Here is a 24,979-nt window from a genome sequence, read left to right on the forward strand (position 1 = left end):
ATTTACTTAATAGAACAAGTAGGCGAGTATATAGGGAGATACTAAACGTTCACGAAATATAAGTAGTATTTATAAGTAATGGCGAAACGAAAATTTTATAGCATACTTTGACTAAGCCATTTAAGTAGGGGAGCAAAATGAAACGAATAACCATCGTAGGATTAGGTTGGTTAGGTTTACCACTTGCCGTTGCGTTGCGTGATGCAGGCTATCAAGTTAAAGGGACTAAAACCACCGAAGATGGCGTAGAAGCAGCAAGAATGAGTGGCGTTGACTGCTGTTTAGTGAATTTAACACCCGCAATTGAATGTGATAGAGATGATTTTGATTACTTAATGGAAACGGACGTCCTGATTATCACGTTACCGCCAAGTGCAGCTGGTGGTGGTTATGATTATGTTGAAGCCATTCAAACGCTGGTAGATAGCGCAATGTCTCGACATGTTACGAGAGTCATTTACATTAGCTCTACTTCTGTATATGGCAATCAAACAGGTAACATCACGGAAGAAATGGATATTCGACCAGAAACACAATCAGCAAAAATGTTAGCGGAAGTTGAGAATTGGCTACATCGTTTACCGTTGACCACAGTTGATATTCTTCGATTAGCTGGATTAGTCGGGCCGGGGCGTCATGCAGGACGTTTTTTATCAGGTAAAAAACAGGTCAAAGGCGCTCATCAATGCGTTAATTTAGTCCACTTGGATGATGTGATTTTTGCTGTTGAACAACTTCTTGCACAGAATGAAGGTGGTCATTTATATAATTTATGTGCCCCCATTCACCCTAAAAAGAAAGATTTCTATTCAAGAGTGTCAAATCAACTCGACCTTATTCCGCCAGAATTTGCTGACGAAGAGAAGCCTTTAATACGAGAAATTGATGGTCAGGAGATCTGTCGAGATCTTGGATTCCATTACCATTATCCAGATCCCGACAAAATGCCGATGAATTAACTTAATTGACAGGTAGTAACACGATATCACGGAAAATAGGTCTTTCACTTAATTGTGCAAACCAACGCTCAATGTGAGGGAAGTGAGGTCTATCTTTGCAAACTTCTAACCATGGATAGACCAATGGTGCGATCGCCATATCAGCAAGGGAGAATGCATCTCCTGCAAAGTAATCTGTTTTTGCAAGTTGGTCATCAGCAATTTTAATTAATTTATTAAGCTTCTCTTTCAATGTGTTAACAATCTCAGGGTTTTGTTGCTCTTTAGGTGTACGAACAATCGTGATCATCATTTGTTGAATGGGAGCAAATAAGCTGCCATTTGACCAATCCATCCATTTTTCTACATTTGCTCGTTGTTTAGGATCAATGGGATAGAGTGTGTTATTTTCATATTTTGCACATAAATAACGAATAATGGTGTTAGACTCCCATAAAGCAAAGTCATCATCTTGTAAGGTTGGAATTGAAGCGTTGGGATTCATAGCTAAATAATTGGCTTCATTGAGTCCACCAAAAGGGCCTCCAACATCGATTTGTTCATAAGGAACATTTAGTTCCTTTAAGCACCAAAGAACTTTTTTAACGTTAGATGAGTTTTTTCTACCCCAGACTTTTAACATAAAGGTCTCCTAAACCACGATAAGTAATAAAATTTCCCTCTATAGGGCGCTAAATATGAATATAAGATAAATCTCTATATATCAATGTTGGCGTCTTATTCCAGAAAGCCATATAGTAGGAAAGCTTTAACAAATTGATATAAAAGGGTGATCGGTAATGAAAAAAAATATTCCATCTGTTCTGGGTAAGGTTACCGCGGGAATGGGTTTACTGCTAATTATTTCTAGTCCTTCATTTGCGGTAAATAATCCGGTGCCTCCTCAAATAGAGGCAAAATCTTATGTATTAATGGATTACAACAGCGGAAAAATTCTGGCATCAGAAAAACCTGATGAGCGTTTAGATCCTGCCAGTCTTACAAAAATTATGAGTAGCTATGTTGTTGGACAAGCTATTAAAGAAGGCCGTATGTCACCTGACGATACGGTGATTGTAGGGCGTAATGCATGGGCAACAGGAAATCCGGTATTAAAGGGATCATCATTGATGTTCTTAAAACCGGGTGATCAGGTCAAAGTAATTGATTTAAACCGGGGCATGGTTATTCAATCAGGTAATGATGCCAGCATTGCTTTAGCAGAACATGTTGCAGGTAGTCAGGAAACCTTTGTTGATTTAATGAATTCCTACGCTAACAATCTTGGTTTAAAAAATACACACTTTAAAACCGTTCATGGGTTAGATTCTGAAGGACAATATACCACTGCACAAGATATGGCATTACTTACAGTAGCTATGATCCGCGATGTACCTTCAGAGTATGAAATTCATAAAGAAAAAGAATTTACATTCAACAATATTCGTCAGCCAAATCGTAACCGTTTATTGTGGAATAAGAATATGAATGTCGATGGTGTGAAAACAGGTCACACTAATGGGGCAGGGTACAATCTTGTCTCTTCGGCAACGGAAGGTAATATGCGCTTAATTGCTGTTGTTTTAGGAACACCATCAGATAAAGTGCGTTTTGCTGAAAGTGAAAAATTATTAGGTTGGGGTTTCCGCTTTTTTGAAACGGTAACACCAGTAAAAGCAGATACACCACTGACTACACAAAAAGTATGGTACGGCGATAAAGGCGAAGTTTCGTTAGGTGTTGCTAATGATGCTTCAATCACTATTCCTAAAGGTGAATTGAAAAATCTAAAAGCCTCTTTTACTCTAACGGATCCAGTACTAGAAGCACCATTAACGCAAAATCAGGTTGTAGGTACGGTTAACTTTTTATTAAATGACGAGATCATTGAACAGCGCCCATTAGTGGTAAAAGAAACTGTTAAAGAAGGTGGTTTCTTTAGTCGTATTTGGGATTTTGTTGTTAAAACAGTATCTGGTTGGTTTAATGCTATTTTTGGTTAATTCCCCAATAATAGCTTTAACAAAGCGTTACTGAGTTTCTCACCCAAAAAGAAAGACTAGTTGTTATTTTTATAGAAAAATCCGTAATTATTTAATGATTACGGATTTTTTATATTCAATAAAATAAGGGAATATCTCTAGTCTAGAACTTAAATAAGCCCATCGATTTTACCTTGATTATCAACATTCACAGTGATAGCAGCAGGGGTTTTCGGTAATCCAGGCATTGTTGTGATAGAACCTGTTAAAGCGACAACAAAACCAGCACCAGCAGAAACATATACTTCACGAACGTTGATTGTAAAATCAGTCGGGCGACCCAATAAGGCGGGGTTATCTGAAAGTGAATATTGAGTTTTTGCCATACAAACAGGAAAATGAGAAAAGCCCATACTTTCTATTTTATCCAACATTTTGCGAGCATGTTGGCTATAAGTCACACCATTTGCACCATAAATTTCTTTTGCAACGGTATTGATTTTTTTACTCAGAGGTACGTTATTAGGGTAGATTAATTGAAATTGGCTATGCTCATTTTCAAGAGTATCAATAACTTGGTTAGCTAATTCAATGCCACCTTCGCCTCCCTTTTCCCACACTTTGGTAATTGCGAATCGACAACCTCTATCTTGGCAAAATTGTTCGATAAACTGATGCTCTGCAATACTATCAGTGACATAAGCATTAAGAGAGACAATCACCGGTAAGCCATATTTTTTAAGGTTTTCAATGTGCTTTTCAAGATTCACAATCCCTTTTTCAAGGGCAACTAAATCTTCATTATTCCATTCACCTTTACTTAAACCACCGTTATATTTTAGCGCTTTAGTGGTTACAACAATGACGGCACAATCAGGGCGTAATCCACTGATCCGACATTTTATATCAAAGAATTTTTCAGCACCTAAGTCGGCACCAAAACCGGCTTCTGTTACGGTAATATCTGCAAGTTGAAGTGCCAATTTTGTTGCTCTTACGCTATTGCATCCATGTGCAATATTAGCGAAGGGGCCTCCATGAATAATGGCTGGCGTATTTTCGAGTGTTTGTACTAAATTAGGATTAATTGCATCTTTTAATAAACTTGCCATTGCTCCGACAGCTTGCAAATCGTTTGCTGTAATAGGATCACCATTATAAGAATAGGCAACAATAATACGAGAAAGCCTCTGTTTTAAATCGCCAATATCTTCTGCTAAACAGAGGATAGACATAATTTCAGAAGCAACAGTAATAACAAAATTATCTTCTCTTGTGATACCGTCTTTTTCGCCACCTAATCCCACAACAATATTACGTAAAGCGCGATCGTTCATATCCATACAACGTTTAAACACGATTTTTTTAGGATCGATATTTAAAGGATTTCCCTGATAAATTGAATTATCAAGCATGGCTGCAAGTAAGTTATTGGCAGAGGTTATAGCATGAAAATCGCCAGTAAAGTGAAGATTGAGATCTTCCATTGGAACGACTTGCGAATAACCACCTCCCGTTGCCCCGCCTTTAATGCCAAAGCAAGGACCTAAAGAGGGCTCACGTAGCGCAATAATGGCATTCTTTCCAAGATGGTTAAGTGCTTGTCCTAGTCCCACAGTGACCGTTGTTTTACCTTCACCAGCAGGCGTTGGGTTAATGGCTGTAACTAAAACTAACTTTCCGGTTTTTTTTGTCGCAACTTTTGACCAAATACTGTGGCTAAATTTAGCTTTGTATTTGCCATAAAACTCGATATCGTCTTGATTAATATTTAAATTTTTAGCAATGTCCTGAATAGGTAAGAGGTGTGCTTCTTGGGAGATTTGAATATCTGATTTCATTTTAGTTCTCGTTTATCCCGCTTATTGATGTCTCTAGTGATCTTTACTTATCAACTTTAGACAATAATCTAAATATCACCAATAGATTGATTAATTTGTAGTTATTTACTTTAGATAACGCGTTCATTGTCACGCCATTTAAATAATATTTATTGTTAGCTCCTACTTTTACTTTAAATTATCACTATTGAGTGGTGCTTTGCGTTTTTGAAAAAACGTATTTTAACTAAGGATGACAATTTAATCTCATACAAAAAAGATGATATAAAAAAAAGTATTGAGATTGATATTAATAAACAAAAAAGGCACTGATATCAGCGCCTTATATATTATAAATATCTGTATTGAGACTCTCAGGTTTAGTCACAAGAAATTTTAATGGCTAATCCACCTTGAGACGTTTCACGATATTTAGCGTTAATGTCTTTGCCTGTTTCGTACATTGTTTCGATAACTTTATCTAAACAAATACGAGGATCACTGACACGACGTAAAGCCATACGAGATGAGTTTACGGCTTGTACGGCCGCGATAGCATTACGTTCAATGCAAGGAACTTGTACTTGTCCTGCCACTGGGTCGCAGGTAAGTCCTAAGTTATGCTCCATCGCAATTTCTGCTGCGATACAAACTTGTTCTGGACTACCGCCTAAAAGTTCAGTTAATGCGCCTGCTGCCATTGAGCAAGCAACACCAACTTCGCCTTGGCAACCCACTTCCGCACCTGAGATAGATGCATTCATTTTGTAAAGTGAACCAATAACACCAGCAACTAAGAAAAAGCGGGTGTAAGAGTTTTCATTCACAGGGCGAATAAATTTATCATAGTAAGATAAGACTGCTGGAATAATGCCACAAGCACCGTTTGTTGGTGCTGTTACAACACGTCCTCCCGCCGCATTTTCTTCATTCACGGCAAGGGCAAACATGTTAATCCAATCAACAACTGTCATTGGATCGGTTGTGGTTTTATCTTCGGTTACTAACATACGGCGTAATGCAGAAGCACGGCGAGGTACGCGTAAAGGCCCTGGTAATAAGCCTTCGGTATTTACACCGCGCTCAATTCCAGATTTCATCACTTCCCAAACAGCTGCGAAATGAGCCGAAATCTCTTCTTTACTGCGTAATGCTAATTCGTTTTGCATCACTAATGCAGATAAAGAAAGCCCAGTTTCTTTGCAATGACGACGTAAATCAGCCGCATATTGATAAGGATAAGGAACTTGAACCGAATTTTCTTCAGGTTGACCAAAATGCTCTTCATCAACAATAAAACCGCCACCAATTGAATAGTAGGTTTTCTTCAATAAAACCTGTTCACCGTTATACGCGGTGATGGTCATGCCATTTTCATGGAGGGGTAGGTTGGTTGTATGGAAGTTCATACCGCCCTCAACCGGAAAATCGACTTCTTTAATGCCATTTGCCAGCATTAAACGACCAGTTGTTTCTACTTGTTTAATAAATGGGGCGATAGAATCAATATCGACAGTATCAGGTAAATTTCCTGCGAGTCCCATAATAATAGCAATATCAGTTGCGTGACCTTTACCTGTTAAAGATAAAGAGCCATAAACATCAACGATAACGCGGGAAACAGAAGAGAGGAGATTTTTTTCAGCAAGTAAATCAACGAATTCCTTACCTGCTTTCATTGGGCCTACAGTGTGTGAGCTTGAAGGACCGATACCAATTTTAAAAATATCAAAGACGCTAACCATAATATTCGCCTCCCTAATTAATTTAAAGGCGCAACTGTGTGATTATTAGAGTGTTAAGTGTCAGTTTTGAAATCTAAAGCTGTGATGGCTACTTCCTTTCGGAAAGTAGCCATCAGATGCCTTATTAGCCCATGAAAGAGTTAATTAAGCTATAGAAAACTGCTGAGATTGCGATAAGCCCCATGATTACAACGAATACGTTGCTAATATGGCCTGCATATTTTTTCATCGCTGGTACTTTACGGATTGCATACATAGGCATCAGGAACAGTAACATTGCAATGATTGGGCCACCTAAAGTTTCAATCATACCTAAAATGCTTGGATTTAATGTTGCAACAATCCAAGTTGTAACCAGCATAAACAGTGCAGTGATTTTGTTTAAACGATCTTTCTCGATTGTTTTACCTTTTTCACGCAGTGATTTGATGATTAAACCGTTGAAACCTTCACGAGCACCTAAGTAGTGGCCTAAGAAAGATTTAGTAATCGCAACGAAAGCAATAAATGGAGCAATATAAGCGATAACTGGTGCTTCAAAATGGTTAGCAAGGTAAGACAGGATACTGATGTTTTGTGCTTTAGCTTCTGCTAAGTTTTCTGGTGTTAAGCTAAATACACAGCTAAACACGAAGAACATTACAGTGATAACCATCATGATGTGCGCATAAGCTAAAATGCGTGAACATTTTTTCTCAGCATTTTCGCCGTATTCTTCACGTTTCGCCACAGCAAACGCAGAGATGATTGGAGAGTGGTTAAAAGAGAACACCATTACAGGGATAGCTAACCATAAGGTTACTAATAGTCCTTGACCCATACCTGATGTTGTTGCGTGATCAAAAGAGAGAGTCTCAAGAACCGCACCATTCCACTCAGGGATCAGATACAGTGCTAAGATCATTAGAACTGCAACAAATGGGAATACTAATACGCTCATTGCTTTAACGATAGCTTGTTCACCAAAGCGAATAATCGACATGATACCAACAATAAGTACCAGTGATAAAATTGCGCGAGGTGGTGCAGCCATGTGCATTTGGTTCACAATAAAGCTTTCTACTGTATTGGTGATAGCAACACTATAAACCAATAGAATAGGATAAATTGCGAAGAAATAGAGCAGAGTGATTAATTTACCTGCTGTTTTACCAAAGTGTTCTTCAACAACTTCAGTGATATCTTCACCTGGATTTTTACCTGATAACACAAAGCGGCACATACCACGGTGTGCAAAGAAGGTCATTGGGAATGCAAGTACTAACATGATCAACAGAGGAATTAAACCACCAATCCCTGCGTTGATAGGTAAAAATAGAACACCAGCACCGATAGCCGTACCGTATAAACCTAACATCCATACTGTATCTGACTTACGCCATGCTTTGTAATCACCTTGGGTGTTACCCGACGCGATAGAACCAACTTTGGTTGTATCCATAATACTCTCCGAAATAACGCGGTAAAAAAAATAATGAATAAAAAATAAGAGCGCGATTGTATTTCTTTTTAGAAAAAATCACGGCATAAATTTAATTATGAATAAATGAGTGCATTGAGTACCTGGTGTTATCTCAATATCTTCAATTATCACAGATAAAAATCTTTAAATTTCAAAAGAATTAAGCTCTTTCAAAATTTGAAAAAATATTCAATAAGTTTATATCCAGACTTAAGAGGTGCAGAATATAGTGTTTTTCAGGATAAACTACCGTGATCACCATCTCAAATGCTAAATATAACTGAAAAACCTGAAAATGTAACATTTTTTATATTTTGTGTTTTAGAGGGGGGTTTTTAAAACATTTTGAAATAATTTTCCAATTTTAAAGTAAGTATAAAATAAAGCTAAATACTTAAATATTCATATGTTAATGATTATTTTTAGGTGTTTTTATTATTTGGGAAATAAATGATTAAAATCAATTAGGTTATTTTTATTTACAATTAAAACATTACGTTAACCATTTATCTTATTGAAATATAACAATAAATAATTTTCTTTAATTAATGTTTAAAAGTAGACAAAAGAATATAGAAACGATGTGATATGATTATTTATTAATGAATTTCTTTTATTTTATGAAATGAATATAACTATATTTCGTTTATAAGTAGAATATTGTTTATAAATACGACAGCGAATTTGTTAATAAATGAGTTTGGTAGGTTGTTATATAACGAATATAAAAGTTTTATTTTGATTAAAATAACAACAAATTTGTTTTTTAGACAAATAATATAATAATAGAGAATATTTTTATTTATATATTAATATATTGAAAGGCGGTATTACTTAAGCTGAATATAAAAAAGACCACAATAAATGTGGTCTTTTTCAGTATTAGAAAGGTTAGGCCTTTGTCCAACCTTTACGAATAGGATAGGCAAAACAGAGCTGATAGAGCCTTTGTACCCATTTTTGGAGTATATCGCCACCTTTAGACCAGAAGATCTGGCAAAGGCCACAAGAAAGTAGAGCAACGATAAAAGCACCAATCATATCGATTGGCCAATGCACGCCAAGATAGATACGCGCCCAAGCAATAGCAATACCTAAACCGAGCATAATATATCCAATACGTTTGCTGTTATGCCAAAAGAGATAAGCTAAAGCAATGGTGAAAACAAATGTACCATGGTTACTTGGGAATGATGGTGTCGCATCGTGGGCAAGAAAATTGTAACCAATGTTGGCGGCAAAAGGACGTTCATGAGGAGCAATAGCACCAATCATCCAAGAGATAGAAAGTGCGATCCCTAAAGAGACAGCTGCTTTGCATGCTAATGTTCTTTGTTGACTAAGATGGCTTTCACTACCCCATAACCAATAGAACACTAAAGATAACGGAAAAAGATAGACAAGGTACTTAGCAATAACTATCGCCGTACCGATTTCTAAAGGAGATGCCGCAGGTGTTGCATTCATCATTGAAAATACGGCTAAATTGAATTGTTCCAGCAAAGTAGGCTCCATACATGTCGTACTGATAAGCGATGTTTATGATACATAATACGCAAGTTTTTAAGGGTAAATGAGGGAGTAATAGGGGTAAAGTGTTTTTTTCTTATTTAATTGTGCTTTTTTTAAAAGATTTGTCAGTTTTATATCAAACCGAGCTAAAGCACTCTTAAAAAGAGTATTGCGCTTATATTATTGCTCTCACATCATTCTTTTTCTTATCTTCAACGAGGTATAACTTTATGTGGTTCCAGAAAAATATTGTCCTTAATTCAAGGCCAAGAGGATTTCACTTAATTACACAAGCATTGATTCAAGAATTACCAGAGCTAAGACAATATAAAATCGGAATTGCTCATTTTTTTATTCAACATACATCGGCTTCATTAACGATTAATGAAAATGCGGATCCAACAGTGCGAAGTGACTTTGAAAGCTTCTTTAATCAAAGCGTAAAAGAGGATGAAGATTACTATCTTCACAGCTATGAAGGCAGTGATGATATGCCAGCGCATATTAAAAGTAGTTTACTTGGACAAAGTGTTACGGTTCCTATTAGTCAAGGTGAGTTGAATTTAGGAACTTGGCAGGGGATTTATCTTGGTGAACATCGAAATCATGGCGGTAGTCGTCGTATTATCGTAACCTTGCAAGGTGAGTGTTACTAAATTTCAGGCAATAAAAAACCCGACAGCTATTTCACCAAAAGGGTTGAAACTATCGGGCTCCTCAATATTTGGGGACATCAAAGAAAAGCAGTGGCACTAATTCAGACTCCGAGTTAGAAAGAAAGTTCGCAGACTAATGAAAAAAAATAGAATTTTTTTTAGAAAAGAGGAAAAATAAAGAAAAAATAGGGAGTTAAAAAAAGAGAAAGCGCTAAAACATATTGATAAATAAGTTGTTTTAGCGCTTTTGAACTAAATTGAAATACCAAAGTTTTCTTTTGAATAAGCTTCAAAATCTGTGCAACCACCAATATGTTTTTCATCAATAAAAATTTGTGGCACAGTTTCAACTTCTTTTCCGACAGTTTTAGATAAATCAGCTTTTGTAATTCCTTCAGCATGAATATCTACATAGCGGAAATCGAAATCATCAAGTTGTTTAGATAGTTTTTCAGCCAGTTGTTTAGCACGTACACAATATGGGCAACCCGGACGACCAAAAATAACAACAAACATACGACACTCCTTATTGAAGAAATAAAATTCAGGCATAATAGTTTCTATTGGTTGTTACTATGCCCTTTTATTAGGCTAAACAAAAACAGTTATTGCCTTTTAGTGTGATAAATTATACCAATTTGCCGAATAATGAGATAGGACTGCGATACAGCATTTAGCGGAGAAAAAATGGAAAAGCCTTCAAATCGAGATATGAAATCACTGTCAGATATGCCAAAACCCATTATCATCATTGAGATAATCGGTATTATTTTATTAGTGGTTGCTTATCTTTATATCAACCAATATATGACTTCTCCGCAGTGGTTAGGAACGTATACAGGACAATTAACGCTAGTTGTTTTGGGCATTATCTGCATGATCCCGCCTGCTATCCATATTGTATGGCGTGCTATTTATCGATTAACTTTTTTAGGGATTGATCATAAATCCACAAAGAGTAAGAAAAAAGAGAATAACGAAGAATAGTTAACTGTTTTTTCTCAAAAATGCATTAGAAACTAAGAAAATCCAATATGTAAATTGGCTTAATTTTCTTAGTTTTTCTATTTATTAGTGCCTTCAAGATAGAAAAAGTGGCAAAATAGCATCAATGCCAACAGGCACTCTTTTTTTTGCGCGTAAAGGTTATTTGAATGAACGCTGTTGTGACTACCGATCTGGATCAGCTAAAGTCTTGGCTTGATGAACTACAGATTGCTTACTATGAATGTGACTCTTGTCAGGCGTTACATTTACCACATCTTCAATATATCAGTGGTATTTTTGATGCCAAAATTGATATTCTTGAGGATGTACTTGTATTTACCGCTATCGCTGAATTAAAACCCTCAGCAATAGTGCCTTTAATGGCTAATCTTAGCCAAATTAATGCAAGCTCTTTATTTATTAAAACATTTCTAGAAATTAGTGATGAGAACTTACCAAAATTAGTTTTCTGCCAATCATTTCCGGTTGCCGCAGGTATTTCACTGAATCAATTCGACCTGTTCTTACAAAAAGCAGAAGAGCAATCTGCTGAAGTCGTTAGCGAAATTTTTAATAACGGTTTCTTGTATGGTGAAAAACAAGAAAGTGAAAACGAAGAAGATGATGAAGACGAAGATGTTGAGATAAATAGCACATCAACCGACTCCTCCTATACTGTACATTAATACTAATCTCCATAACGGTCATAAAATCTTATGCAATGCGCACGATTTAGTGCGGGTGAATGTCATTCTTGCGAATGGCTTTCTCTTGCTTATCCTGAACAAATCAAGAAAAAACAGCACAGTCTATTAGCATTACTTCCAGAAGATTATGCTTTTGATAAATTAGCGCCTGTTGCAAGCCAACAAGCGCAGTTTCGTAATAAAGCAAAGATGGTAGTCAGTGGGAGTGTTGAAAGACCCGTCTTGGGCTTAAAAACTAAAGACGGTATCGCTGTTGATTTATGCGAATGTCCACTATATCCAGTTTCTTTTGTACCCGTGTTTTCTATTTTGAAAATATTTATTGCAAAAGCAGGGCTAGTACCTTACGACATTGAACGCCGCCGTGGTGAACTCAAGTTTATTTTATTAACTGAAAGCCGAAGTAATAACACCATGATGTTGCGCTTTGTTTTGCGTTCAGAAAAAAAACTAGAACAACTTCGTAAAGCACTTCCTTGGTTACAAGAGCAATTGCCTCAATTAGCGGTTATCTCTGTTAATATTCAACCTGTGCATATGGCTATTTTGGAAGGTGAACAAGAAATTATTCTGACAGAAAAAACGTTCTTGGATGAATCATTTAACCAAATTCCATTGCATATTCGGCCTAGAGGTTTTTTTCAAACCAATCCAGCGGTAGCTTCATCACTTTATGCTACAGCCGGTCGTTGGGTAAGAGAATTAAATATCACGCATTTGTGGGATATGTTTTGTGGCTCAGGGGGCTTTGGGTTGCATTGCGCGGATAAATCAACCCAATTAACAGGTATTGAAATTAGTCCTGAAGCTATTGAATGTGCACGTTTATCAGCTCAGGAATTAGGGTTAGAGCATGTCGAGTTTCAAGCATTAGATTCAACAGGTTATGCCTTAGCTAAAGAGTCTGTTCCTGAGTTAGTGCTTGTTAATCCACCAAGGCGAGGTATTGGTGAGGCATTGTGCGATTATCTCAATAAAATGAAACCTCGCTTTATCCTTTACTCAAGTTGTAATGCTCAAACGATGGCAAAAGATATTCAGCAACTTTCTCACTATCGAATAGATAGAGTGCAGTTGTTTGATATGTTTCCTCATACTTCTCATTATGAAGTCCTTACGTTATTGGTATTACAAGACAGCTAAGATATTTATTACAAAATAGTGATTGAGTGTTAGTATAAATCAGCATTTAACGCTCGATGGATAACATCGGGCGTTTTCTTTTTTATTAGATGGGCATTCTATTTTATGCAGAATTTAAAAGCGTTGTTATTAGTGATGGTGTTATTGGGGCCTTTGGGGATCGATCTCTATTTACCGACGATACCTGCGATTGCCCAAGATTTAGGGAGCAGTATATCCCTTATTCAATCTACTATTGCTTTATTTATTTTAGTCTTAGGTGTAGGGCAACTTATATCGGGGCCTTTGGTGGATAAGTTTGGTCGTAAACCTATCGCTATCGCTGGGATCTTTATCTATATTGTGGGTTCTATCATAGCAACGATTTCGACAGACTCAGCGCTTTTTATTATTTCACGATTATTACAAGCTTCAGCGGTGTGTTGTACTTCCGTTGTGGCGTTTACCTGCGTTCGTGACTGTTTTAATGGTAATGAAGCTGCTCGTGTTTTCGGTTTTCTAAATGGTACACTCAATATCATTCCTGCATTGGCGCCACTATTAGGTGGATTATTGGCAGAGTATTGGGGATGGAGAGCACCTTTCGGGTTCTTAATTTTCTATTCAGTGTTTGTATTAATCTTGATCACCCGTTTTTTACCAGAAACAAAGCCTGAAAATACAACTCAATCAAAGCAAAAATTAGGTAAAACATACTTTGAGATTTTATGCAGTAAACGCTTTTTGACTTTTGCTTTAGTGAATGCGGGCACAATGGGAATGGCATTAACTTATGTATCATTTGCTCCAATTGTATTAATGAATGATGCGAAACTATCAGCACTGATTTTTTCTATTGTTTTTGGTGTAAATGGCTTTTGGATAATGTTTGTCAGTTTTTATGCAAACCGCGTTATTCACCGTGTTGGTAGACCTATTTGTTTGATTTTAGGGAGCGGGTTAATGGCATTAGGCTGTGTGAGTTTGTTAGGTAGCTTGATATTTTTCCCTGCTGAATTACAAAATCATTGGTTGATTTATATGCTGCCTGTCGCAAGTGCTTGCGCTGGTCTTGCTTTTATTATGGGGCCTGCGACAAGTTATGCTCTTGAGCCTTATTCACAAACGGCAGGTATTGCCTCTGCATTAGTGGGTTTTATTCAAATGGCGGGTGGTGCAGCCTTTGGTTTAACAGCACTGGCTTCACCAGTGCAACCTAAATTAGCGTTAGCAATTGTGATGTTATTGGGCAGTTTATTAGCATTGAATGCTTATCGAGTAAGCCACAAAGAAGCGCTAATAGAAAAACAGGCTACGCAAGAATAGAACATATATTTATTGTTTATTCAAACATAAAAAAAACACCCCAGAGTGAAAAATACTGGGGTGTTTTTACATTGACAGTTTGGCTCACTCGTTTTTAATTACGATGCTCAAACTCTAACGCTTTCTTCTCAATTAATCGCATTAAGAGTGTCAGTATTCCGTTGATACACAGATAAATAATACCTGCTGCTACAAAAACCATCACATCATAGCTTTGACCAAAGACTTGTCGGCTATAACCTGTTAATTCAAGTAAGGTGATAGTACTGGCAAGTGAGGTACTTTTGAATATCAAAACTACTTCGTTTGAATATGATGAAAGCGCACGTTTAAATGCGTAAGGTAATATCACTCTTGCTGTTTGTACTGGTGACATTCCTAATGCTTGGCAAGATTGCCATTGTCCAGAAGGAATAGCTCTTACAGCACCATAAAAAAGCAAGGTTGAATAAGCTGCACTATTTAATGCTAATGTAACCATCGCACAGAACCACGGCGTTGATAATAACTCCCACATTGTTGGGAAGTTTTTCAACACAGGAAATTGCCCTGGACCATAATAGATTAAGAAGAACTGCACCAATAAAGGCGTACCCGTAAATAAGGTAATGTAGGCTTTGACTATTTGGCTAATGACAGGTGTTTTGAGTGCCAAAACAAAAGTCATTAAAACTGAAAGTGTAAATGCAACCAATAGAGCCACGACTGTTAAAGACAGGCTTGTTGGTAATCCCGGTAAAATATCAACAATATAATCCCACATTATGAGGCACTCCGTTCAAATCGAGTCGTTCTCATTTCTAACCATTTCAGGATATATTGACTGACCAAAGTAATTGCCAAATAAATCAATGCAACAATGCTATACCAAGTAAAAGGCTCTTGAGTTCGGTTAGCAATACTTTGTGTTTGTAACATTAAATCATTAACACTGATTAATGAGACTAAAGCGGTATCTTTTAATAAAACTAACCACTGATTACCTAAACCCGGTAAAGCATGACGCCACATTTGAGGCATGATGAAGCGGAAGAAAATAGTAATACGGCCCATACCTAATGCTTGGCCGGCTTCCCATTGTCCTGTTGGTACTGCTTTTAATGCACCACGTAAAGTTTGCGAAGCATAAGAAGCATAAAGAAGTGAAAGGGCGATAACACCGCAATAGAAAGGTAATGATTCAGTATCACCAAAATCAACTTGTAAGGTGAAAGCTCCGAGATCAATTCCATCCATTAGCATCATGACACCTTGTAGGGTGCCATAATAGACAAAAAGAACCACCAGCATTTCTGGTAGTCCTCTAATTAGTGTTACCCAGCATGTTCCTAAGAAAGCAAAGGCTTTCCATCTCGCGGATTCCCAAGCTGTAAACAGCATGGCTAGAATTAATCCGAGGATAAGAGCAGAAATAGCAAGTGAGACCGTTGTGACGGCCGCACCTGCTAGAGTTGTTATTTCATTCATCTATTAAGCTATTATTGTTATTCAAACCATTTTTTATAAATGACATCATAGGTGCCATCAGCTTTTACTTCAGCTAATGCTTTGTTTAATTTATCTTGTAAATCAGCATTACCTTTTCTTACTGCGATCGCAAGGCCTGTACCAAAGTAGTTAGGATCTGCAACTTTGTCGCCTACAATACCTAATTCAGGATTCTTTTTCAGCCATTCATTAACAACCGCAGTGTCACCAAAGATAGCTTCGATACGACCATTTTTAAGGTCTAATACCGCATTTTGATAACTGTCATAAGGAACAGTTTTCATCTCTTTGTGTTGTTCATTGATGAATTTCTGATGGGTTGTCCCATTTTGCACACCAATTTGTTTGCCTTTTAGGCTAGCTACATCAGAAATCTTACCGGTTACAGTGATAAATACTGCTGAGTTATCATAGTAAGAATCGGTGAAATCAACTTGTTTTTGACGCTCTGGCGTAATATCAATACCCGCCATTAACGCTTCAAAACGACGGAATTTCAGACTAGGAATTAAACTATCAAATGACTGATTGGTAAAGGTACAATCAGCATTAATTTTTGCACACATTGCATTTGCTAAATCAACATCAAATCCCACAATTTGATTATTCGCATCAATCATTTCAAATGGAGGATATGTTGCTTCAGTTGCAAAACGAATTGTCTCTTTCTCAGCCGCAGTTGCAGAAAGTGTAATACTGGTCAGAAGTGCTGCAAATAATATTTTTTTCATTGTCTGATCCTGATTTAGTGTGACAAGTAATTAGCAAAAGCTTCCGTTTGTGGAGCAGTGAAATGATGGTTATCACCTTGCTCTATAATACGGCCGTTTTCCATATATACAACTTTGCTCGCGGCTTTGCGTGCAATTTCAACTTCATGGGTCACAATGACTTGTGTAATACCCGTTTCAGATAGCTCTTTAATAATATCAACAACTTGAGCTGTAATTTCAGGATCTAATGCTGCCGTAGGTTCATCAAATAAGAGAACTTGAGGCTCCATCATTAATGCTCTTGCAATAGCAACACGTTGTTGTTGTCCTCCAGATAAATGCAGAGGAAAACGTCCTGCGTAATCACTCAAACGTAAACGCTCAAGCAATTTCATCGCTTTTTCTTTGGCTTGCGGTTTTGATAAACCTAATACACGACAAGGTGCTTCAATTAAATTATCAAGAACCGTTAAATGTGGCCATAAATTGTATTGTTGAAATACCATACCCACATTTTGGCGTAATGAACGAATTGCCTTTGCGTTAGGCTGTTGGCTAAAGTCAAAATGCAGACCCGCAATTTCTAATTCGCCTGAACGTGGCATTTCTAATAAATTAAGAACTCTCATTAATGAGCTCTTACCTGCACCACTTGGTCCTAATAGAACCATCGTTTCACCAGCTGAGCATTCTAGATTAATATCATAGAGTGCTTGGTGCGAACCGTAGAAACAATTTATGTTTTTTAATTGAATACTCATGCGTTTTTTCTGAATAGTCATTAACTGGTTCAAATAATAAAACGGTAAGAATAATTATGCAACTAAAACTGCATAATAAAGTGGTTTTTTTACGTAAAAATGGGTAATTCGGCTATTTTTTTTCACTGCTAGGTGAATTTTTATCCAATTTGTAAGCGTTAGTACTTATTGTTTTAGCCATACCTTTGAAAATAAATAAGTGCGCAGGCATCATGGCAAACCAATAAAGCAATCCACTAAAACCTGCTGGGTGCCACCAAGCGCGAACATCTATTGAGCGAAGATTACCACTGTCGTGGATCGTGAAAGAAAGTCTGCCTAAACCGGGAGCTTTCATTCCAAATAATAGTGTGAGCTGTTTTTCTGGCTCTAGTTTGATTACTCGCCAACCATCAATCATGTCGCCAAGCTCTAACGTTTCTCTAGAAGGGCGTCCGTATGTGACTTTATTTCCAACAATATCGTCCATAATGGCGCGAGTTTTCCATAGCGCATTACCATAAAAATAGCCCTGTTCTCCGCCGATTTGTTGTACTGTACGCCAAAGAGATGCTGCGCTTGCTGGTGTAGATACTGTACAACCTGCATTTTTGGGGTAATAACCATAACCGGGTTTCCAGCGACTACGAACAGCCGGAGAGTAACCCCAGTCTTGGTTGTCTAAAGCGGCTTCTTCATCTGCGAGTGTTTCTTGTACTGCTTCATCAAATTTAATGAGAGTTTGAGGAATAAGTTTACGTAATGGCTCATCGTTGGCTGGGAGATCGTATTTAAGCCCTTGAATAAGCTCTTTAGCAATAGAGGTTGGTACAGAGGTTATCATACTGATAAAACCCGCAGAAATAAGACTACCCGGCATAGGTAGCGGGATCAGCACTCGCTTTTTACCTGAGATCTTAATAAAGCGCTCAAAAAGGGTTTGATAACTAATGTATTCAGGACCACCTGCATCAAAAATACGATGTTGATGAGTGGGATGATGAATAATTTCAGTTAAATAGTGAATTAAGTTTTTGAGAGCAATAGGGGAGGATTTAGAACGAACCCAACGTGGTGGTGTAAGAATGGGAAGGTTATAAACCATATCACGCATAATCTCAAAGGCAGCCGAGCCGGGACCAACAATCATTGAGGTACGAATTTCAGTCACAGGAATGGTGCTGGTTCTTAACACTTCACCTGTAAGTTTTCGGGCAATAAGATGAGGGGAATATTGTTGATCTTCATGTTGTAAGGCACTTAAAAAGATAATTTGTTTAACATCGGTGCCTTCTAACGCTTCTACAACGTTAATTGCTGCTTTACGCTCTTGTTCAACTAAATTATGTGCATCACCCATACTATGAACAAGGTAATAAACGATATCAGTATCATGCATTACTTTGTTTAAGGTTTCTGGATCATGTAAATCAACAAAGATACAGCGCGTATTTTCCCAACCTTGAGACATCATCCAGTCAACTCTACGGGCACCAGCGGTGACCTGATGACCTTGTTTTATCAGAGCTGGAATAAGATTTTGACCAATATGTCCACTTGCACCAAGTACTAATACACGCTGTTGATTCATTGTTAATCCATTGTAAAAAGAGAACGTTATCGTTCTATTGTTACTGATTTTTCTATGAAGTAAAGAACGCCATCAAGATTGGTGTGATTAAACTTAAAACGAATCCATGCACAATAGCCGCAGGAACGATGGATACACCACCACTTCTTTGTAAAACAGGCAAGGTAAAGTCCATAGATGTTGAACCACAAATCCCTAATGCTGTATTTCTATAACGATTAACAATAATAGGAATAAGCATGATTGCCGCTAACTCACGCATTAAGTCATTGAAAAATGCAGTACTACCAATAACGGGGCCAAATGCATCGGTAAGCACAATACCTGATAATGAATACCACCCATAACCGGATGCAATGGCTAATCCCATTTTCATCGGTAATCCTAGTAAGTAAGCCGCTAAAGCTCCCCCAGCAAGTGCGCTAACCCCCATAACGACGGCAACAGTTGTTCCACGACGGTTGATAAGAATTTGCTTTGGGCTCATTCCACTATTGCGTAATTGTAAACCGACCAACCAAAGTAAGAAGATAAGTGCGCCTTGGCTGGCATGAGAGGCATAATGAAAAATTGACCAGCCTGTTAAACCGACAAAGAAACCTACAACAACGACACCGCATAACTGCAGTGATTCAAGTACCATTTTTATGCGAGAAGGAGGTTTGGACTGTTTATGGGCAGGGACATGCCAAGGATCTTTTTTATCCAGTAGCCATAAAAATAGTAAATTGGCGCCAAAGGTACATAAAAAGAAAACACTGGCATAAGAAAGAATTGAGACTAAGTTTTCGCCAATATTATCTAGCATGGCTAAACTTACGCCCATTAGAAATAGGATAACGTAAACCATCGCGCTAAGTAGGCGGTTTGCCAAATGAAGTAATGGGCGATTGTTTAACTTAATCAAATACCCTACAAAAAGCGGAAGTAGGATAATCAATAACCCTGATAGCATTTCTATTCCTTACTGAGTGTGCTCAAATTATAAAATAAACTAATAACGTGATTAGTATTATAACATTTACTTATGATGTTGTGGATACAGAAATTAAGATAAGCCTAAAATATTTATTAAAGGTAACGAGCCTACCACGTTTAGGTGTAAGTGACTTTAATTGATTGAAAAGCGAACAAAATGGGTATATATCGAATAGTTGAGTAAATTTTATTACGGCTATCTTGAACTGTGATTTAATGAAAATATCCATTAAGTGAAATTATTAGCTGATTAAGCATAAAATGCAGATAGGAAGAATAAAATAAAACCATAGCTTAGTCGTAACTAACGAGGGAATTTATGTATTTAGAAAGAGTGGAAATAGTTGGATTCCGTGGACTTAATCGTCTTTCATTACCTCTTGATATGAATACAGTCTTAGTGGGTGAAAATGCGTGGGGTAAAAGTTCATTACTTGATGCGTTAACACTCAGTTTGGGTATTGAAACCTATCAATATGCATTTACCCCTGATGATTTCCATCGTTTGCCGAATGAGCCGGAAGAAAATGGCAAAAAAAGCCTACAAATTATTTTAACATTTACCGAATCTCGCCCTGGACGTCATCGATCTTACCGTTTCCATAAAATAGCGCCTGTGTGGGTCGAAAATGGTGATGATCTTAAACATATCTATTACCGGATCAGTGCTGAATTAGATGAGCAGAAGAATGTAAAAACATTCCGCTATTTTCTTGATAAAGAAGGAAAGCAAATTCGTTTGCCTAATGGACAAACTCAAGAGATTATTGCAGAGATTGTTAGACTTTATCCTGTACTTCGCTTACAAGATGCGCGTTTTGTTCGTGATCTTGCTTCCGATGTTATCGATTCTCATAATAATCCTCATCGAGAAGCGTTTAATAATAAAATGAGCGAGTTAACCAAAGCCTTAGTCAAAAATCCTGATGAATTATCAGATGAGGATTTACGTGAAGGGCTGGATGCAATGCAACAGTTATTAGGGCACTACTTTGCAGATCATGGCTCGTTATTGTTTAAATCACGAACTCGGCATCGAAAAGTCAATGAGCCTCATGTTCGTGGCTGGCATGCTTTAGAAAATATTAATAAAGTGTTGGCAAAACCTAATCAGAGAAGTATTCGATTAATAATCTTGGGGATGTTTTCTTCTATCTTGCAGTCTCGTGGTAGTGTCGCGCTCGATCCTTATGCAAGACCTATCGTGATTGTTGAAAACCCAGAAACACGTTTGCATCCTATTATGCTTTCGGTGGCTTGGGGATTACTCAATCTTTTTTCATTACAACGGATCACAACCACAAACTCAGGTGAGTTGCTGTCACTTGCTCCATTAGAGAGCGTTTGCCGTTTAGTACGTGATACCGATAAAGTCGCTGCTTACCGCGTAGGGGATCAGCAACTTCATTCTGATGAAGAGCGACGTATCTCTTTTCATATTCGTTATAACCGACCTTCTGCGTTATTTGCACGTTGTTGGTTATTGGTCGAAGGTGAAACAGAGATTTGGTTAATGAACGAATTGGCAAGACAATGTAATTATTTCTTTGAAGCGGAAGGAATAAAAGTCATTGAGTTTGCTCAATGTGGACTTAAGCCATTATTAAAGTACGCAACCTATATGGGTATAGAATGGCATACCTTAGTGGATGGTGATGAAGCAGGTAAGAAATATGCCGCTACCGTTAAGGATTTTGCGTTAAAAAGCAATGACGCAGAGCGTGATAGATTAACGAAGCTTCCTGCATTAGATATGGAACATTTTTTATACAAAGAAGGTTTTCGTAATGTATATCATGATGTTGCAGGTGTGCCAGATAATGAAAAATGGCCAACTCGACGCGTGATCATTAAAGCTATTCAACGTTCATCCAAGCCTGATCTAGCACTAACGGTGGCTAACAATGCAGCTCAACGTGGAGTAGATTCCATCCCATCCATACTGAAAAGTATGTTTTCTCGTGTGGCATGGCTTGCAAGAGGTAAGGCGAATTAATTCGCAACACTTGTATAAGCAAGATAAATTCACGAGATCTACACTTATTTTATTTAGCTATGAGAATAAAGTCTCATAGCTAATGCTTTGTATGATTTATCGCATCTTTATGTTTAGAAGGAAATTTTATGGCTTTTTTATCTTTAAAAAAGCGAGGGGGAATGTTTACCCTTATTTTAGTTGTTGCCGCAATCGCTACGTATTTTGTTTGGCCAAAAGAGAAGGCACCAATATATCAAACACAACAGATCACAAGAGGTGATCTGTCTAAAGAAGTCACTGCAACGGGTAAGCTTGATGCAGTGCGTAAAGTTGATGTGGGTGCGCAGGTCAGTGGCCAGTTACAAACTTTGTTTGTGAAAGAGGGCGATGTGGTTAAAAAGGGTGATTTGTTAGCGATTATTGATCCTAAGAAAGCGCAAAACGAAGTCACTGAATCGCAGGAAACCAACAATGAGCTTAGAGCAAACCTTCAACAAGCACAGGCAGAATTGCGTTTAGCTCAATTAACTTATCAACGCCAATTAAAGCTCATTGGCACTCATGCAATTGCACAAGATGAACTTGATCGTACTAAAACGGATGTTGAAGTTAAAAAAGCACGCATCATCACTTATCAAGCACAAATTAAAAAGAACCAAGCTACACTAGATACGGCGAGAACTAACCTGCAATATACACGGATAACCGCGCCTATGGATGGAGTTGTCACTTTTATTAAAACCCTTGAAGGCCAGACGGTGATTGCTGCGCAAGAAGCACCGACTATTTTAACACTAGCTGATTTAGACACGATGCTGGTAAAAGCAGAAGTATCAGAAGCTGATGTCATTTATTTAAAGCCTGAGCTTAGTGCTTCTTTTACGGTTTTAGGTGCGCCCGATAAAGCGTTCAGCGGTAAGTTGAAAGATATCCTACCTACACCCGAAAAAATTAATGACGCTATTTTTTACTATGCCCGTTTTGAAGTACCTAATGAACAGCATTTATTACGTTTACAAATGACAGCGCAAGTTAAAATTCTTATCGAAAATAAGAAAGATGTGCTTCTTGTTCCGCTTTCTGTATTAGGTGATGATGCAGGAATTAATGAATATTATGTTGATGTATTAGTTAATGGTCAGCCAGAAAAACGCACAGTAAAAATAGGCATGCGTACTGATGTTTATGCAGAAGTTCTCAGCGGATTAAAAGAAAACGATGAGGTTATTCTGGGTGAAACTTCAGGAGAAGCATGATGCCTGCATTATTAGAGCTCAATGAGGTTAGTCGTTTATATACCAATGGTGAAGAGAAAACCATTGTTCTCAATAAAGTCTCATTAACGATTAATGCAGGGGAAATGGTAGCGATTATTGGCGCTTCTGGCTCTGGTAAATCGACGTTGATGAATATTTTAGGCTGCTTAGATAAACCAAGTAGCGGTGAATATAAAGTTGCAGGTCAAAGTGTTGCGAAAATGGAAGGTGACCAACTTGCTGCATTACGCCGTGAGCATTTTGGTTTTATCTTCCAGCGCTACCATTTGATGTCCCATTTAACTGCAGAGCAAAATGTCGAAATTCCTGCGATTTACGCAGATAAAAATGCTACCCAAAGAAAAGAAAGAGCTCGCGAATTATTAACGCGCTTAGGATTAGGTGATCGCGTTGATTATCGCCCTAATCAACTTTCTGGTGGTCAGCAACAGCGTGTAAGTATTGCGAGAGCGTTGATGAATGGTGGCGAGGTCATTCTTGCTGATGAGCCAACAGGTGCATTGGATAGCCATTCTGGTAAAGAAGTTATGTCTATTCTTAAGCAACTCAATGAGCAAGGGCATACGGTGATTATCGTAACCCATGATCCTGTGATTGCGGCACAGGCTGAGCGCATTATAGAGATAAAAGACGGTAAAATTATTAATGATAATTTCCATCAAACAACGGCAAGTAAAGTTAAAAAAGAGACAACACCTGTTTTAACGTCTTCTTATTTGGGGCAAATATTTGGGCGTTTTACACAAGCATTAGATATGGCTTGGCGTGCAATGGTGGTGAACAAAGTACGCACTCTGCTAACGATGCTTGGTATTATTATTGGTATTGCCTCTGTCGTTACGATTATTGTGATTGGTGATGCAGCTAAAAGCATGGTGCTGGCAGATATAAAAGCGATTGGCTCTAATACTATTGATATCTATCCCGGAAAAGATTTTGGGAGTGATTCACCGGAAGATAGACAATCATTAACACTGCAAGATGTTTTCGCTTTAAAGCAACAATCTTATGTACAAGCTGTTACACCACAAGTTCAATTTAGTACTCGATTACGCCGTGGAAACCAAGATTCACCGGCATCTGTTGCGGGAGTGAGTGACGACTATTTCACTGTATATGCCATGAAGTTTTCGCAAGGCCGCTCGTTTACACCTGATATGATCCAACGACAAGCTCAAGTTGTTGTTATTGATGAAAATACGCGTCAACGATTCTTTCCTACCAAAAAAGAGGTTATTGGTGAACAAATCATTATTCGCAATATTCCCTCTACAATTGTTGGCGTCATTGCTGAGAAAAAATCGGCATTTGGTAATGGTCAATCCCTCAAAGTATGGGTGCCTTACAGCACATTAAATAGTCGTATTTTAAATCGAAGCTATCTTGATAGTATTACAGTAAGAGCAACTGAAGGTTATGACGCCAGTGTTGCAGAACAACAAATTATTCGTTTATTAACGATTAGGCACGGTAAAAAAGATATTTTTACTTATAACCTTGATAGCTTTATTAAGGCTGCCGAAAGTACTACTCAAACAATGCAACTATTTCTCACTTTAGTAGCCGTTATTTCATTAGTGGTAGGTGGAATTGGTGTAATGAATATTATGCTGGTTTCAGTAACAGAAAGAACGCGAGAAATTGGTATTAGAATGGCTGTTGGTGCTAGAGCGAGTGATGTGATGCAACAATTCCTTATCGAGTCTGTATTAGTTTGTTTAGTCGGAGGATCACTAGGAATTGGCCTTTCATTTGGTATCGCTATGGTGGCAAGTATTATGTTGCCTGATTGGCATTTTGTATTCCAGCCTATTGCATTAGTGAGTGCTTTTGTCTGTTCAACGGCCATTGGGGTTATTTTTGGATTTTTACCAGCAAGAAGTGCAGCAAAAATGAACCCAATAGATGCCCTAGCGAGAGAATAATCCAAACTATAAGATAAAAGCCCTTAAAATAT

General features: G+C 37.7%; 22 protein-coding genes. 10 read left to right on the forward strand and 12 right to left on the reverse strand.

The genetic code is table 11. From position 1 onward, the window contains the following. Positions 1-137 precede the first annotated feature (137 nt). On the forward strand, positions 138-959 hold the full coding sequence (locus GTH25_RS05550) for an SDR family oxidoreductase (protein ID WP_075672507.1): 822 nt from the start codon (positions 138-140) through the stop codon (positions 957-959). A 1-nt stretch (position 960) separates the two neighbouring features. On the opposite strand, the gene GTH25_RS05555 is transcribed toward GTH25_RS05550, so the two are convergent. After that, the gene (locus tag GTH25_RS05555) at positions 961-1,581 is read right to left on the reverse strand and encodes a glutathione S-transferase family protein (RefSeq protein ID WP_164530378.1); all 621 of its coding nucleotides are present in this window, start codon (positions 1,579-1,581) and stop codon (positions 961-963) included. Between the two features lie 157 nt (positions 1,582-1,738). Here GTH25_RS05555 and GTH25_RS05560 point away from each other — a divergent pair, with 157 nt between their 5' ends. Continuing rightward, the gene (locus tag GTH25_RS05560) at positions 1,739-2,941 is read left to right on the forward strand and encodes a serine hydrolase (protein ID WP_075672503.1); all 1,203 of its coding nucleotides are present in this window, start codon (positions 1,739-1,741) and stop codon (positions 2,939-2,941) included. Between the two features lie 149 nt (positions 2,942-3,090). On the opposite strand, the gene GTH25_RS05565 is transcribed toward GTH25_RS05560, so the two are convergent. The 4 genes from GTH25_RS05565 to ybjG all read right to left on the reverse strand — a co-directional run bounded on the left by GTH25_RS05565 (position 3,091) and on the right by ybjG (position 9,450). After that, positions 3,091-4,761, reverse strand: a complete 1,671-nt coding sequence (locus GTH25_RS05565) for a formate--tetrahydrofolate ligase (protein WP_099659783.1) — start codon at positions 4,759-4,761, stop codon at positions 3,091-3,093. A gap of 359 nt (positions 4,762-5,120) precedes the next feature. Continuing rightward, positions 5,121-6,485: an L-serine ammonia-lyase gene (locus GTH25_RS05570; RefSeq protein ID WP_075672499.1), complete on the reverse strand. Its 1,365-nt coding sequence runs from the start codon at positions 6,483-6,485 to the stop codon at positions 5,121-5,123. A gap of 124 nt (positions 6,486-6,609) precedes the next feature. After that, entirely contained in the window at positions 6,610-7,926 is a 1,317-nt protein-coding gene (locus tag GTH25_RS05575; protein ID WP_075672497.1) for an HAAAP family serine/threonine permease, read from the reverse strand. Between the two features lie 912 nt (positions 7,927-8,838). Next, complete coding sequence (gene ybjG, locus GTH25_RS05580) at positions 8,839-9,450, reverse strand: undecaprenyl-diphosphate phosphatase (protein ID WP_159363910.1); 612 nt, start codon at positions 9,448-9,450, stop codon at positions 8,839-8,841. Positions 9,451-9,689: 239 nt separating this feature from the next. Between ybjG and GTH25_RS05585 the strand changes: the two genes are divergently transcribed. Next, a complete protein-coding gene (locus GTH25_RS05585; RefSeq protein ID WP_075672493.1) occupies positions 9,690-10,115 on the forward strand; it encodes a secondary thiamine-phosphate synthase enzyme YjbQ in 426 nt (141 codons plus the stop codon). Between the two features lie 252 nt (positions 10,116-10,367). Here the strand turns inward: GTH25_RS05585 and GTH25_RS05590 are convergent, their stop codons facing one another. Then, the gene (locus GTH25_RS05590) at positions 10,368-10,631 is read right to left on the reverse strand and encodes a GrxA family glutaredoxin (protein ID WP_075672491.1); all 264 of its coding nucleotides are present in this window, start codon (positions 10,629-10,631) and stop codon (positions 10,368-10,370) included. Positions 10,632-10,802: 171 nt separating this feature from the next. Between GTH25_RS05590 and GTH25_RS05595 the strand changes: the two genes are divergently transcribed. The 4 genes from GTH25_RS05595 to GTH25_RS05610 all read left to right on the forward strand — a co-directional run bounded on the left by GTH25_RS05595 (position 10,803) and on the right by GTH25_RS05610 (position 14,257). Further along, positions 10,803-11,102, forward strand: a complete 300-nt coding sequence (locus GTH25_RS05595) for a YbjC family protein (RefSeq protein WP_164530379.1) — start codon at positions 10,803-10,805, stop codon at positions 11,100-11,102. A 167-nt stretch (positions 11,103-11,269) separates the two neighbouring features. Continuing rightward, positions 11,270-11,788: a type III secretion system chaperone family protein gene (locus tag GTH25_RS05600; protein ID WP_075672487.1), complete on the forward strand. Its 519-nt coding sequence runs from the start codon at positions 11,270-11,272 to the stop codon at positions 11,786-11,788. A 30-nt stretch (positions 11,789-11,818) separates the two neighbouring features. Then, positions 11,819-12,952: a 23S rRNA (uracil(747)-C(5))-methyltransferase RlmC gene (rlmC, locus tag GTH25_RS05605; protein ID WP_075672485.1), complete on the forward strand. Its 1,134-nt coding sequence runs from the start codon at positions 11,819-11,821 to the stop codon at positions 12,950-12,952. Between the two features lie 105 nt (positions 12,953-13,057). Then, on the forward strand, positions 13,058-14,257 hold the full coding sequence (locus tag GTH25_RS05610) for a multidrug effflux MFS transporter (RefSeq protein ID WP_075672483.1): 1,200 nt from the start codon (positions 13,058-13,060) through the stop codon (positions 14,255-14,257). A gap of 94 nt (positions 14,258-14,351) precedes the next feature. Here GTH25_RS05610 and artM read toward each other — a convergent pair whose 3' ends face one another. The 6 genes from artM to GTH25_RS05640 form a co-directional block, all read right to left on the reverse strand. Then, positions 14,352-15,020, reverse strand: a complete 669-nt coding sequence (gene artM / locus GTH25_RS05615) for an arginine ABC transporter permease ArtM (protein ID WP_075672481.1) — start codon at positions 15,018-15,020, stop codon at positions 14,352-14,354. Further along, on the reverse strand, positions 15,020-15,724 hold the full coding sequence (artQ, locus tag GTH25_RS05620; RefSeq protein WP_075672479.1) for an arginine ABC transporter permease ArtQ: 705 nt from the start codon (positions 15,722-15,724) through the stop codon (positions 15,020-15,022). Before artQ ends, artM begins: the two co-directional genes overlap by 1 nt. A gap of 17 nt (positions 15,725-15,741) precedes the next feature. Continuing rightward, on the reverse strand, positions 15,742-16,476 hold the full coding sequence (gene artJ / locus GTH25_RS05625; RefSeq protein ID WP_023581291.1) for an arginine ABC transporter substrate-binding protein: 735 nt from the start codon (positions 16,474-16,476) through the stop codon (positions 15,742-15,744). A 14-nt stretch (positions 16,477-16,490) separates the two neighbouring features. Continuing rightward, positions 16,491-17,219, reverse strand: coding sequence for an arginine ABC transporter ATP-binding protein ArtP (gene artP, locus GTH25_RS05630; RefSeq protein WP_075672552.1), 729 nt, complete (start codon positions 17,217-17,219; stop codon positions 16,491-16,493). A 112-nt stretch (positions 17,220-17,331) separates the two neighbouring features. Continuing rightward, positions 17,332-18,789 (reverse strand): DUF2867 domain-containing protein, encoded by a 1,458-nt coding sequence (locus GTH25_RS05635; protein ID WP_099659779.1) that lies wholly within the window; start codon positions 18,787-18,789, stop codon positions 17,332-17,334. Positions 18,790-18,841: 52 nt separating this feature from the next. Next, positions 18,842-19,744: a LysO family transporter gene (locus GTH25_RS05640; protein WP_075672475.1), complete on the reverse strand. Its 903-nt coding sequence runs from the start codon at positions 19,742-19,744 to the stop codon at positions 18,842-18,844. A gap of 342 nt (positions 19,745-20,086) precedes the next feature. On the opposite strand from GTH25_RS05640, the gene GTH25_RS05645 reads away from it, so the two are divergent. The 3 genes from GTH25_RS05645 (at position 20,087) to macB (ending at position 24,947) form a co-directional block, all read left to right on the forward strand. After that, entirely contained in the window at positions 20,087-21,763 is a 1,677-nt protein-coding gene (locus GTH25_RS05645; protein WP_109419905.1) for an ATP-dependent nuclease, read from the forward strand. 128 nt (positions 21,764-21,891) lie between these two features. Further along, positions 21,892-23,001, forward strand: a complete 1,110-nt coding sequence (gene macA, locus GTH25_RS05650) for a macrolide transporter subunit MacA (RefSeq protein ID WP_075672471.1) — start codon at positions 21,892-21,894, stop codon at positions 22,999-23,001. Further along, positions 23,001-24,947: a macrolide ABC transporter ATP-binding protein/permease MacB gene (gene macB / locus GTH25_RS05655; RefSeq protein ID WP_164530797.1), complete on the forward strand. Its 1,947-nt coding sequence runs from the start codon at positions 23,001-23,003 to the stop codon at positions 24,945-24,947. The genes macA and macB overlap by 1 nt, the downstream gene beginning before the upstream one ends. Positions 24,948-24,979: the final 32 nt, after the last annotated feature.

Origin of the sequence: Proteus terrae subsp. cibarius (assembly GCF_011045835.1) — a bacterium.
Classification (GTDB): Bacteria; Pseudomonadota; Gammaproteobacteria; order Enterobacterales; family Enterobacteriaceae; genus Proteus; species Proteus cibarius.